Here is a 13,311-nt window from a genome sequence, read left to right as displayed (position 1 = left end):
AAGCGAGGTTACCTGACGAAAGGTCAGGCTTCCAGCCATGCATGTTCGGCAAATGTATAGCCCATCATGCCGCCAAGCGGATTTGGCTCAAGGCCATTCAACTTCGGCGAAATCGCATCAACATTGGACATGAAAACCGGAATGACCGTTCCGGCCTCATTGGAAACCATGGCCTGCATATCGCCATAGATTGCCTTACGCTTCGCTTCATCAAGCGAACCACGGGCTTCGAGCAACATAGAGTCGAATTTCTCCGACTTGTACTGGCTTTCATTCCATGGAGCATCAGTCTTATAGAGCAGCGAGAACAGAATATCCGGTGTCGGACGGGCATTGATGTTGCCGTAATGGACCGGATCTTTCAGCCAATGGTTTGACCAGTAGCCATCCGACGGTACACGATCAATGGTGATCTTCTGGCCGATTGTCGAAGCTGCCTGCTGGAGAACCATAGCATAGTCAAGCGATGATGATGCGGCTTCTGCAGCTGTGATGCGGATTTCTTGATTAAGCATACCGGCTTTTTCAAGCAACGACTTTGCGCGTTCAGGATCAAACTCGCGCTGCTTAAGCTCTGCATTATAATATTTGCTGGTCGCTGGAACGGGATGATCATTCGCAATTTCAGCAAGACCGCGCAGTACGGATTTCTGAATGACTTCGCGATTGGTCAGATATTTCAGTGCTTCAGCCACGCCCGCCTTATCGCCCGGCGTCAAATCAAGACGGACGTTAAGATTGGTATAGGTGCCGAGCTTCGAGATAAAGAGTTTTGCAGCTGGATTATTTTCAAGCACGCGCAGCGAACGTGGATTGAGGTTCGCACCAAGATGAATATCGCCGGAAAGAACGGCGTTCATACGCGCGCTTTCGTCAGAGATTGCAAAAAACTCAAACGAGTCGAGATGTGGGCCGTTGTTCTTCCAGTAGTTCTCGTTACGCGCAGCCATTGAGCGCACGCCTGGCTGGAACTCCTTACAAACAAATGGACCTGTGCCATTGCCCTTGGAGAAATCCGTCGTGCCATCAGCAACGATCATGAAATGATGCAGTGCCAGAATGGTTGGCAAATCAGCATTCGCATCTTGAAGCGTGATCTCAACGGTTGTGTCATCAACCTTCTTCACACCCGTGATCTGCTTGGCAATCGCATTGACTTTGGAGCCAACAGCTGGGTCGAGGTGGCGATTAATCGAGAAGACAACGTCATCGGCAGTCAGCGACTTGCCGTCATGGAAGGTAACACCCTTGCGCAGCTTGACTGTCCAGACCTTCGCATCCGAACTATCAACGCTTTCGGCCAGTTCCATCTCAGTTTCACCCTGACCATTAAGGAATGTCAGGCGGTTATAGAATGCGCAACAGCGAACATAATCGGTCGCATTCGAAGCCTTCGCGGGATCAAGCGTATCAGCAGTGGAGGCGCTGAAACCAGCAGCCTTGATGAAACCACCCTTAACAGGGGTTGCAGCATATGCAGCGGTTGCACGACCCAAAATCGTTGAACCCGCAGCAACCGCTACACCACCCATAAGCAACATCTGCAATAATTCGCGCCGGGTTGCCCCGCGACGAATTGCATTTTCAATCATCCGGTCGTCGGAAGAAGTCCAGTTGGTTATCTTCTCGCTCATGGCAGTTCCCCTTGTTAAAGTTGCATCTGGTGCGCCGGTTTATAGTCACCGGTTTCACCTTGGGTTCATTGCGGTTTTAGAATTACAGTCGTTAACAACACCTCGTTGCAATGTGAGTTAAAAAGGCTTTGAGGAGAGCGAATTGACCCAGCATGTGGCGGGTGATTATTCGATAATCTCAACTCAATCCCGTGGCTTTGCCCTTTATCCTCACCTTTGGCAGCTCTGACAGTGTGTTACAGAGATGCGCGTAAATTGCGCTGAATTGGTGAAGAGCAGCAGCATAATATTGCGAATCTCATAAACTTACGAAATTCTTGCTCGCAATTGAGCTGCTGCCCGTCAAACTCATCCCTTCATTGCCGCGCGCACGTCTTCATCAGCAAGCGTCTGATCAAGCGTTATGCGCGTGCGTTCGATGATTGCATCAATATCTTCGTCGGTGCAGCAAAGCGGCGGCGCATAACCAAGAACGCCATTTGCAAAAGCTCGGATGACGAGGCCATTGTCCCAGGCACGATCAAAAATGCGGTGTGCCGGATCAGCAGCAGCTGGAAGTGGCGTTTTCTTTTCCTTGTCAGTCACAAGCTCTATCGCAGCCAGCATACCGCGACCGCGAACATCACCAACCAACGGATGATCTGCCAAACCATGCAAACCAGCCATCAGACGCTGACCAGCCTTGCGGCCATTTTCAAGCAAGCCACCTTCATAAAGACGCAGACATTCTAGGCCGACTGCCGCACTGACCGGGTGTGCCGAATAGGTATAACCATGGCCGACGGCCGATTTGCCAGCGCCATCTGCAATGGTGTTATAGACATGTTCGGACATGAACACGGCACCCATCGGCACATAGCCCGATGTCAGACCCTTAGCAGTCGTTATGAAATCGGGCACGACATCATCTTCCGAACAAGCGAAAAGCGGCCCTGTACGGCCAAAGCCAGTAATTACTTCGTCGGCAATGAACAGAACATCATATTCCTTGCAAAGCGCATGCATTGCCTTGAGCCAGCCGGTTGGCGGAACCAACACGCCACCCGAGCCCTGAATGGGTTCAACATAAAATGCCGCAACGCGCTCCGCACCAAGCTCTTCGATCTTAGCGCGAAGTGCTGCCACGGATGCATCAATGATTGCCTGCGGATCAGTGCCAACCGGATTACGATAGGCATAATGCGATGGAATTTTATGCTGCCAGTCATATGGCACACCAAAGCCCGCATGAAATGCCGGAAGTGCAGTCAGACCGGAACCCGCGGTCGAAGATCCATGATAGCCATATTCAACCGAGATAAACTGGTCTTTCTGCGGCGTGCCCTTCGCATGGTAATAATAGCGAATGAAGCGGATTGTGCTGTCGATCGCGTCCGAACCGCCGAGCGTGAAATAGACGTGGTTGAGATCACCCGGCGCACGATCTGCCAGTTCAGCAGCCAAACGAATGGCTGGCTCAGAACCAAGACCGAAATAGCCAGTTGCGTAGGGAAGCTCTTGCAGCTGCTTTGTCGCGGCTTCAACGATGCTATCCTGGCCATAGCCAACATTCACACACCAAAGACCGGCAAAACCGTCAAGCAGCTTATGGCCCGATGCATCGGTCACAGTCGCGCCCTTGGCCGACTTCAGAACGCGGACGCCAGCGGCTTCGTGACTGCGGAACGATGAGACCGGATGCACCAGATGGGCGCGATCAAGTTCGATCAGCGAATTGCTCAGCATAATATTCTCCAAATCAACCTAGTGCCTGATTTACAAGCGCATATGTGCGGTATTCAGTACCGCTTTGTTCTTCAACTGACCCAACGGCGCGGCGCATCGGTATTCCGCCACCAACATGAACCAGCCCGCGTTCAGTCAGCCAATCGGCAAGACCTGTCGCTATGTTCGTATCCACGCGGACGAATTCACCCGTATGTTTTGAAAGTAGAAAGTCGATCAGCGCACGCGCATCATCGCCGTTCTTCGCAACAACTGGGCCGATAACAAGACCTCTACCAAAGGGACGAATTCCTGCAAATGCCTCGACTTCATCATCCTTACGGATGACAGCGAACTGCGCGCTTTCCTTCAACAACTGCATAATGTTCGAGCGATTATGGCCAGTTGCAGTACTATCCATCTCGACCAGACGCGAAAAGTCATCGCTGTCCGCCCAGGAAACATTGCCTGGTGCATCGACCTTAGCGGCCAAACCCTGATGCTGAATGATTTCGCCATTGACCACAAAGCCAAGCTTCTCATAGAGCGGCAAACCGTCCTGCGTTGCGACAAGCAAACAAGTGCGTCCGTCAGCAGCATCAAGTGCCGCCTGCATCAGCTTGCGACCAAGCCCACGTCCGCGCATCGCCTCATCGACAATAACCATATTGACGGTTGCAACATCATCGCCCAATGGCGTGGACATTGCGGTACCAACGACGCTTCCGTCTTCAAGGGCTACGACACCATTGCTGAGTGCGAGCACAAAGGCCCAGTCTTCGCGACGATGTGGCCAGCCTGCCTGTTGAGACAAAGCAACTGCACCATCAAGATGATCTGTAGTCATCGTTTCAAGAGTGATTGGCGATGCGGTCATGACTGTTTCCGAGCATGGTTATTCATAGACTCAGATTAGAATGAGGTTCGCAGCAGTTCATCCCGACCAGCATCCATATCCTGATGGTTTTCACTGTCCTTTGATAGCGCTGCCGCATCTTATGCCGCGAGTTACGGCGAACTACTCCTCAAACCACCGGTCCAAGCCTACTCGAAGGCCACCCTGACGAAACTCTCTGCCAAAGCCTCGCTGAGATACGGAACAATCTGCTTCGCACAGATAGCAATGCAGTGATTAGTCTATTTGCGGCTCATTATGATGTATGACAACGGCACAGCAGTGCCTGCACGCCTTGGAAGGATCAAATCATGGCCCAATTCAGACCAAAATACATTACCTTCGATTGCTACGGCACACTGACCAATTTTCAGATGGCGGAAGCCGCACGCGATCTTTACGGCGAACAGCTCAATGAAGGTCAGATGCAGCAGTTCATCAAAAATTTTGCTGCTTATCGCCTTGATGAAATCCTCGGCGACTGGAAGCCTTATAATGAAGTCGTTCACAATGCGATTGAACGCACCTGCAAGAAGAACAATGTAACCTTCAAGGCAGAAGATGCGCGCACCGTCTATGAACGTGTACCAACCTGGGGGCCACATGCAGATGTGCCAGCAGGTCTTTCCAAGGTTGCAAAGGAAATCCCGCTCGTCATTCTTTCAAATGCCATGAACGAGCAGATCCACCACAATGTCGAGAAGCTCGGCGCGCCATTTCATGCCGTTTATACAGCACAGCAGGCACAGGCATACAAGCCGCGCTTCAAGGCATTTGAATATATGCTCGACCAGCTCAACGCCAATCCGGAAGATATTCTGCATGTCTCGTCGTCGTTCCGCTATGACCTGATGTCGGCACATGATCTTGGTATCAAGAACAAGGTCTGGGTCAATCGCGGTCACGAACCTGCAAATCCTTATTACGGCTATACCGAAATCAAGGATATTTCCGGTCTGGCCGGTGTCGTTGGACTGTAAATAAGGCTTAGCAAGATGCAATTTAAACCCTACTGGCACGATACCACACCGCCTTTCACTGCTGGCAAAAAGAGCTCGCCGGAAGGACATTATGATGTTGCTATTATTGGTGGTGGGTTCACCGGCCTTTCGGCTGCATTGCATCTTGCCAAAGCGGGCAGCCGCGTCGCAGTGTTTGAAACGGGGCTTGTCGGCTCCGGCGCTTCGGGACGCAATGGCGGCCATCTTAACAATGGCCTCGCGCACAGCTTTATCGCGGCAAAACAACACCTTGGCGCAGACCGCGCCAAGGCTCTCTACAAAGCCTTTGACGATTCCGTCGATACAATCGAACGCATTGTTGCCGAAGAAAATATTGATTGCTCGTTCCGTCGTGCTGGTAAGCTGAAACTGGCTTCAAAGCCCGCACATTTTGAGGGTCTTGCGCGCAATTTTGAAGCCATCCATGCAGAAGTTGATCCAGACACAGCGTTGCTGCGCGCAGATCAGCTTTCAGGAGAAGTCGGTTCCAATGATTTTCATGGTGCCATGCTTTCCAGGAAAAGCGCCATGATGCATATGGGGCGCTATGTGACTGGCTTGGCTGCGGCAGCGGCGCGTCATGGTGCTTTCATTTTTGAAAACACCACTGTTCAGCAGCGCAAAAAGCTCGGCAACCAGCACCAGATCGTTACATCACGCGGCACAGTAACTGCGGATAATGTCATTCTAGCAACTGGCGCCTACACAACTGACAGCTTTTCCTATTTCCGCAAGCGTATCATTCCGGTCGGTAGTTTCATCATTGCCACACGTCCACTGACGCAAAGCGAAATTGCCGCTACCATGCCCGGCAATCGCACCTATGTAACGTCAATGAACATCGGCAATTATTTCCGGCTGGCACCGGATAATCGCATGATTTTCGGTGGTCGCGCACGCTTCTCAACCACATCGGATCAGCGTTCGGACAGCAAAAGTGGAGCAATCTTACGCGCAAACCTCGTCAAAATGTTCCCACATCTTGCCAAAGTCGAAATCGACTATTGCTGGGGTGGTCTCGTCGATATGACTCAGGACCGCTATCCGCGCGCAGGCTTTGCCGATGGTGTCTGGTATGCGATGGGCTTTTCCGGTCATGGCGCACAAATGTCAACGCAGATGGGTATCTATCTGGCAGACGCAATCCTTGGACTCGGCGACCACAATCCGATTTCCGACCTCGAATGGCCAACAATTCCCGGCTACTCCGGCAAGCCATGGTTTCTGCCGATGGTGGGCTTTTATTATAAAATGCTCGACAAGTTTCAGTAAAGAAAAAGGGCGGTTTAACCGCCCTTTTTCATTCTCATAATCCGCCAACATGCAGCGTTTTGATTTCCAGATATTCATCAATACCGAGTTTTGAACCCTCACGGCCAAGCCCGGACTGTTTAACACCGCCAAAAGGCGCAACTTCGGTTGAAATCAGACCCGTGTTAAGCCCAACCATGCCGAATTCCAGCGCTTCAGCCACACGCCATGAGCGTTTCAGGTTCTCCGTAAAAAAATAAGCAGCAAGACCAAACGGCGTTCCATTCGCAATCGCAATCGCTTCCTCTTCCGTTTCAAAGCGGAAAAGCGGCGCAACAGGTCCAAAGGTTTCTTCCGATGCAAGCAACATATCGGTTGTGGCATCACCCAGCACAATTGGACGTGCATATTGACGGCCTTCTGGGATGCTTTCGGATTGTGCAAGAATTTTTGCACCATGTGTCAGTGCATCACTCACATGCCGTTCGATTTTTTCAATCGCCGCATGATTGATCATCGGGCCGATAGCAACGCCGTCTTCAGTACCAACGCCGACCTTCATTTTTGCAACGCGGGCCGAAAGCTTAGCTGCGAAATCATTGTAAATGCCGGACTGCACCAGAATACGGTTGGAACAAACGCAGGTTTGTCCACCATTGCGGAATTTTGATGCTATTGCGCCTTCGACCGCCTGATCCAGATCAGCATCGTCAAACACGATGAATGGTGCATTGCCGCCAAGTTCTAAACTCAGACGCTTGATGCTATCAGCAGCGCCCTTCATCAAAAGCGAACCAACACGCGTAGAGCCCGTAAAAGAAATCTTGCGCACGGTTTCATTTGCCATCAGTTCATTACCGATTTCACTCGGCATGCCGGTGACAATATTGATAACGCCAGCTGGTATCCCTGCCCGTTCTGCAAGTACGCCAAGTGCGAGTGCCGAAAATGGCGTAAACTCCGAAGGCTTAATGACGACCGTGCAGCCTGCCGCAAGCGCCGGAGCTACCTTACGCGTGATCATCGCATTCGGAAAATTCCACGGCGTGATGATAGCACAAACACCAACGGCTTCTTTGAGCACGAGAATACGACGATCTGCGGTTGGCGAGGGAATGCTGCCACCATCGATACGGCGCGCTTCTTCGGCGAACCATTTAACAAACGATGCACCGTAGCGGATTTCACTCAATGCCTCATTGAGTGGCTTGCCCTGCTCCAGTGTCAGCAGAAGAGCGAGATCCTGCTCATGCTCGACCATCAATGCAAACCAGCGTTCAAGAAGCACTGCACGCTCAGCGTGCGTTTTCTTTTTCCATGGTTTGAAAGCCTCCGCTGCGGCATCAATTGCCGCGCGGGTTTCCTTGTCACTCATATCCGGGATCGTACCCAAAGTGCTGAGGCTTGCAGGATTAGTAACATCAACCGTGGCGCCCGACGCGGCATCCTGCCAGACGCCACCAATGAGACCCTGTTGGCGGAAAAGTGACTGATCTTTTAACGTATGCATGACGACCTCTTATGCCAAAGCTGAAAGCACCGCCTGCGTGATCGCATCCGTCTTGTCTTTGCCCGCAACGGTTCCGATACCCTGAGCCGTCGCTGTTTCAATTGCCGTGATCACATCTTTTGCGGCCTGATGCTCTCCAAGATGCTCAAGCATCATCGCGCCCGACCATATCGCTGCAATTGGATTGGCAATGCCAAGATGGGCAATATCAGGCGCAGAGCCATGAACCGGCTCAAACATCGAAGGTGCTGAACGATCAGGATTGATGTTGGCAGACGCCGCATAACCTAGGCCACCCTGAATAGCAGCACCCAAGTCGGTCAGAATATCGCCAAAAAGATTTGAAGCCACGATCACGTCAAGGCTTTCCGGTGCCATAACCATACGGGCCGCCATTGCATCAATATGATAGTGTGAAACCTCGACATCGGGATATTCTTTGGCGACATCCTTCGTCACTTCGTCCCAGAAGACCATCGAATATTTCTGAGCATTGGATTTCGTCACCGAAGCCAGCTTCTTGCGGCGAGCGCGTGCTTGCTCAAAGCCAAAGCGGATAATACGCTCCACGCCCGTGCGTGTGAAAATCGCAGTTTCGACAGCAACCTCGTCCTTGGTACCAAAATGTACACGCCCACCAGCGCCAGAATATTCACCTTCCGTATTCTCACGAATACAAAGAATATCAAAGCCTTCAGAGCGAAGCGGGCCAGTTACACCCGGCAACAGGCGATGCGGGCGGATATTGGCATATTGTACAAAAGCTTTGCGGATCGGCAACAGCAGACCATGCAGCGAGACGGAATCCGGGACTTCCGCAGGCCAGCCAACGGCTCCAAGATAAATCGCATCGAACTTACGCAGCGTCTCGATACCGTCTGCTGGCATCATTGCGCCAGTCTCATGATAATATTCGCAGGACCACGGGAAGCTGGTGCCTTCCAACGCAAATCCATTGCGCTTTGCAGCTGCTTGCAAAACCTGCCATGTCGCATCGGTTACGCTTTTACCAATGCCATCACCCGGAATGAGTGCAATCGAATAGGCTGTCATTTTCGTTCCCTTATAAATCTATGAGTACGCTTTTAGTTTTGCGGTTCGCAAGATAGGCGTCACGTCCGAGATCTTTGCCAATACCAGAGCTTTTATAGCCGCCAGTCGGAAGGATATGGTCCCGCGAACGACCATAGCGATTGACCCAGATCGTGCCTGCCTGCAAAGCCTTGGTGACACGGAGCGCACGAGACAAATCTCGGGTGAAAAGACCTGCTGCCAGCCCATAGATCGGATGATCAGCAAGAGCTAATGCCTCGTCTTCGTCTTTGAATGTCTGAAGTGTCAGCACAGGCCCGAAGATTTCTTCGGTCACAGCGGGCGAGTTTTCATCGACACCGCGAAGCAAAGTTGGCTCGTAAAAATAGCCGTCACGATCCATTCGCTTGCCGCCCACAACACTTTGTGCGCCAAGGCTGACAGCCTTCTGCACAATCTCATCAATACGACAAATCTGACGTTCCGAGATAATCGGAGAATATTGGGTATTATCGTCCCATGTCACGCCCGGCTTGATATTCGCCATATGACGCGCAATCGCATCGCTCAATGCATCCGCAATTTCTTCTGAAACAATCAGGCGCGAACCCGCGACACAGGCCTGTCCGGCATTACTGAGAATACCACGCGTGATGGCAGAAGCAGCCAGTTCCAGATCGGCATCTGCAAACACCACCTGTGGGCTTTTTCCACCAAGTTCCAGCGTCATTGGCTTAATACCAGTACGGGCGATATTTTCCATAATCGCCGCACCTGCTGCCGTTGATCCCGTGAAGCTCACTTTGGAAATATCGGGATGGCCGGTAATGGCATTGCCTGTGGTTGGACCGTCACCGAGAACGATGTTAATGAGCCCTGCGGGGATGCCAGCTTTTACTGCGAGTTCAGCGATATAAAGCGTGGTAAACGGCGTTATTTCAGATGGCTTGAGGACAACAGCATTGCCCGCTGCAAGCGCCGGTCCAAGCTTCCAGCCAGCCATCGAGATCGGGAAATTCCACGGTGTAATCGCACCAATCACACCATAAGGCTCGCTCAAGGTCATGCCGAATGTGCTGGCGCTGGTTGGCACAACTTCACTGCCTTCCTTGTCGGCAAATTCTGCAAAGAAGCGGATTTGCTCGGCAGTGACCGCGATGTCGCCTTCGATAAGATGGGCGATTGGGCGCGTTGATGAAACCGCTTCCATGCGCGCCAGCGTCAGCGCTTCCTGCTCGATCAGATCGGCCCAACGATGCATGGCATTAAGCCGCTCACGCGGACGACTATCCGCCCAGCCACTGGTTTTCAAAGTGGCCTTGGCATTCGCTACGGCACGATCAACCAGAGCAATATCAGCAATTGGACAATCGCCATAGGCTTTACCGTCCGATGGCCGGTGCATTTCCATTGCGCCGGTGGCTTCCACACGCTCCCCACCAATATAATGGTAAAAGGGGAGTTTGAGTGTTTCCGGATCGAAGCTTAATGTCATGGCGCACCTCGCACTTTCTATAATGAAAGATTAGAGCCACACGCGCCGCATTATTGATTAAGAATAACCCGCCTGACGGTTTTGAATCGCGTCAGACGGGTTTAAAGCGGCGGATTATTCTGGATACGAAATGCTTATTCGTAAACGCAGAGATAAATCTTGCGGACCGTTTCAATCGTACGCCATACCCCCACGAAGCCAGGCTTCATGACAAAGCTGTCGCCTGCACGATAAGTCTTGGTTTCGCCGCCCTTCTCTTCAATTTCGACGAGGCCAGACAGGATGTGGCAAAACTCTAATGTTGTGCCCTTGATAGAATGAGTTTCGCCCGGTGTTGCTTCCCAAACGCCTGTCAGAACCTTGTCGTTCTTCGACGCATCCTGCGCCCAAGTCTTAAATGACGGCGTGCCAGAGATCAGGCGGTCTTCAGTCGGCAGCGCTTCTTTCGGCGCGAAATCTGGATTTGGATCGATAGTAATCAACAGTGACATGATAGTTCCCTTCGTTTAATAGCCAAGTTTGCGATCGATCAGGCCGATCAGTTCTTTTCCAGCTAAATGACGCTGAATGTTTTCAATGACGGATTGCGCAGCCGTATGCGGCTGTGTGACTGATGCAATATGCGGTGTGATTACCACATTCGGGTGCGACCAAAGCGGGTGCCCGGATGGAAGCGGTTCAGGATTGGTCACATCAAGCATAGCCGCGGCAAGATGGCCGCTATCGAGTGCCTCAATCAGTGCATTTTGATCAAGCTGCGGTCCGCGCCCCGTATGCAACAAGCGTGCGCCTTTCGGGAGCAAAGCAAACAAGTCAGCATTCAGAATGCCGCGCGTTTCATCGGTTAGCGGCAGCAGGCAAATCAAAATATCTGTTTGGCGTAGGAAGCTCGCAAACTGGTCTTCGCCATAAAAGCAAGCAACGCCTTCAATGTCTTTCTGGCTGCGGCTCCAACCTGAAAGCGGAAACTGAAACGGCTTGAGACGTTCGATCGCCGCCTGCGCCAGCATACCCAGCCCTAAAAAGCCAATTCGTCGTTCTGATGCCTGCGGCGTAGGAATTGCTTGCCATGTTTGCGCCTGCTGTTGTTGGCGATAGGCAATTGCTTCACGATGCAATGTCAGCACACCAAGCGCCACATATTCCTGCATCATGCGAATGATGCCGTCTTCGACCATCCGCACGAGCTTCACATGCTCAGGCACACTGCCGGGCTTGAACTGATCAACACCCGCGCCAATGGAGAAAAGAATTTCCAGATTGCGATAGCGCGCAATATCGTCTGGTGCGACCCAGCTTATCAGATAGCGGACATTATCAGGATCAATCTCATCGCCAACCTGAAAAAACTCAATGTCAGGCAGTGCTTTTGAAAATGCCTCGCGGAAAACGGCACCACGGATTGCATCAGAATTGAAAAGAAACGCCATGATTGCTTCCGATTAAGAGGTGAGGCGCGCGGCAAGATTTTCGATCATCTTCTGGCACGCATGCAGCTCATTGATTTCGATATACTCGTTGGGGCGATGGGCGCGGCTGATATCGCCCGGACCGCAGATGATTGCATCAATGCCTGCTTGCTGGAACAAACCCGCTTCCGTGCCGTAGCTTACCGCAGCAAGCGTATCCTGTCCTGTCAACTCGACCATCAACTGAGAAAGTGCGCTATCATCTGGCAAAGAAAGTGCCGGATAAGCGCTTAGTTCATGCCAAAGCACCTCAAACCCGCTATCTCGCAAAGCAAAGAGTTCTGCTTTCACTGGCTCCAGCAATTCAGTTGGCGATATGCCGGAAATGGCACGCACCTCAATATCGGCGGCGCAACGATCTGGAATGATATTAACCGCCTGTCCGCCAGCGATGACACCAAACTGCAACGACGAATAAGGCGGCTCAAAATTCTCGTCGAACGGCCCTTTCTCCAGCGACTGCCCATATGCAGCCGACTTCGCAATAACATTTGCCATCGCATGAACCGCATTCAACCCAAGATCTGGCCGCGATGAATGGCCCGGACGTCCAATGACTTCCAACCGTGCGGCAGCTTTGCCTTTATGCGCTCGCACAGCCTGCATGCGGCTTGGCTCACCGATAATGGCACCCAGCGGCTTGGCACAAAGATCAGGAAGCGCTGCAAGTAAATGCGGCACACCACGACAGCCCGCTTCTTCATCATAAGAAAAAGCCAGCTGTACAGGCTTTTCCAACGAACGAGAGGCGAGCATCGGCAGGGCAGCAAGCGCACAAGCCAGAAAACCCTTCATGTCCGTCGTGCCGCGCCCATAAAGTCTATTGCCGTCTTTATGCAGCTTAAAGGGATCAGTCGTCCATTCAGACTCACCGGCGGGAACCACATCCGTATGACCAGACAGAATATAGCCCGGCACATCACGGGGGCCGATGGTAATAAAAAGATTTGCTCTGTCACCTTCGGGTCCGGGCAAAACCGATACGTCAGCACCCGCAGACTTTGCGTAAGAACTGATCCAACCAACAATCGCATCATTGGGCGTGCCAACAACCGATGGAAAGCCGATCAAAGCTGCAAGGATTTCTTCGACGTTCATCAATACCACATTCAAAATCAGAGCTTCGGATTTCTATCAGAATATGGTGTTGGGGCAGTGTTCCGTGCCGAATATACTATCGCTTCAAACAAAGATTGCGAATAGCGGCAATCAAGCAGCTAATTATGCGGAGGCATTTATGGAATGATGTGGCAAAATACGCCTGCCTAAAGCATTGCATTGCGCGGCAGGATCAAAAACACTGTGTCTTGAGGACTGAAT

Annotated in this window: 11 protein-coding genes; 2 read left to right on the top strand and 9 right to left on the bottom strand. The window is 51.9% G+C overall.

All coding sequences use genetic code 11. The features are described 5' to 3' along the window. Positions 1-23 precede the first annotated feature (23 nt). The 3 genes from RI570_RS18855 to RI570_RS18845 form a co-directional block, all read right to left on the bottom strand. Positions 24-1,634, bottom strand: a complete 1,611-nt coding sequence (locus tag RI570_RS18855) for an ABC transporter substrate-binding protein (protein WP_313830273.1) — start codon at positions 1,632-1,634, stop codon at positions 24-26. A 348-nt stretch (positions 1,635-1,982) separates the two neighbouring features. Then, positions 1,983-3,359 (bottom strand): aspartate aminotransferase family protein, encoded by a 1,377-nt coding sequence (locus RI570_RS18850; protein WP_313830272.1) that lies wholly within the window; start codon positions 3,357-3,359, stop codon positions 1,983-1,985. Between the two features lie 13 nt (positions 3,360-3,372). Beyond that, positions 3,373-4,215, bottom strand: a complete 843-nt coding sequence (locus RI570_RS18845; protein ID WP_313830270.1) for a GNAT family N-acetyltransferase — start codon at positions 4,213-4,215, stop codon at positions 3,373-3,375. A 329-nt stretch (positions 4,216-4,544) separates the two neighbouring features. Between RI570_RS18845 and RI570_RS18840 the strand changes: the two genes are divergently transcribed. Further along, positions 4,545-5,213: a haloacid dehalogenase type II gene (locus RI570_RS18840; protein ID WP_313830269.1), complete on the top strand. Its 669-nt coding sequence runs from the start codon at positions 4,545-4,547 to the stop codon at positions 5,211-5,213. 15 nt (positions 5,214-5,228) lie between these two features. Next, positions 5,229-6,506: an FAD-binding oxidoreductase gene (locus tag RI570_RS18835; RefSeq protein WP_313830268.1), complete on the top strand. Its 1,278-nt coding sequence runs from the start codon at positions 5,229-5,231 to the stop codon at positions 6,504-6,506. A 34-nt stretch (positions 6,507-6,540) separates the two neighbouring features. Here RI570_RS18835 and RI570_RS18830 read toward each other — a convergent pair whose 3' ends face one another. The 6 genes from RI570_RS18830 to argE form a co-directional block, all read right to left on the bottom strand. After that, positions 6,541-7,995 carry an NAD-dependent succinate-semialdehyde dehydrogenase gene (locus tag RI570_RS18830; protein ID WP_313830267.1) on the bottom strand — a complete coding sequence of 485 codons (1,455 nt, stop codon included), beginning with the start codon at positions 7,993-7,995 and terminating at the stop codon, positions 6,541-6,543. A gap of 9 nt (positions 7,996-8,004) precedes the next feature. Further along, entirely contained in the window at positions 8,005-9,048 is a 1,044-nt protein-coding gene (locus tag RI570_RS18825; protein WP_313830266.1) for a tartrate dehydrogenase, read from the bottom strand. A 10-nt stretch (positions 9,049-9,058) separates the two neighbouring features. After that, positions 9,059-10,522 (bottom strand): aldehyde dehydrogenase family protein, encoded by a 1,464-nt coding sequence (locus RI570_RS18820; RefSeq protein WP_313830265.1) that lies wholly within the window; start codon positions 10,520-10,522, stop codon positions 9,059-9,061. A gap of 134 nt (positions 10,523-10,656) precedes the next feature. Continuing rightward, positions 10,657-11,013, bottom strand: coding sequence for a cupin domain-containing protein (locus RI570_RS18815; RefSeq protein ID WP_250042603.1), 357 nt, complete (start codon positions 11,011-11,013; stop codon positions 10,657-10,659). 15 nt (positions 11,014-11,028) lie between these two features. Next, a complete protein-coding gene (locus RI570_RS18810) occupies positions 11,029-11,952 on the bottom strand; it encodes a glyoxylate/hydroxypyruvate reductase A (RefSeq protein ID WP_313830262.1) in 924 nt (307 codons plus the stop codon). A gap of 12 nt (positions 11,953-11,964) precedes the next feature. Beyond that, positions 11,965-13,089 (bottom strand): acetylornithine deacetylase, encoded by a 1,125-nt coding sequence (argE, locus tag RI570_RS18805; RefSeq protein ID WP_313830261.1) that lies wholly within the window; start codon positions 13,087-13,089, stop codon positions 11,965-11,967. Positions 13,090-13,311 lie beyond the last annotated feature (222 nt).

This window comes from Brucella pseudogrignonensis (assembly GCF_032190615.1).
GTDB classification, from domain to species: Bacteria; Pseudomonadota; Alphaproteobacteria; order Rhizobiales; family Rhizobiaceae; genus Brucella; species Brucella pseudogrignonensis_B.
This window is presented reverse-complemented; position numbering and strand designations above follow the sequence as displayed.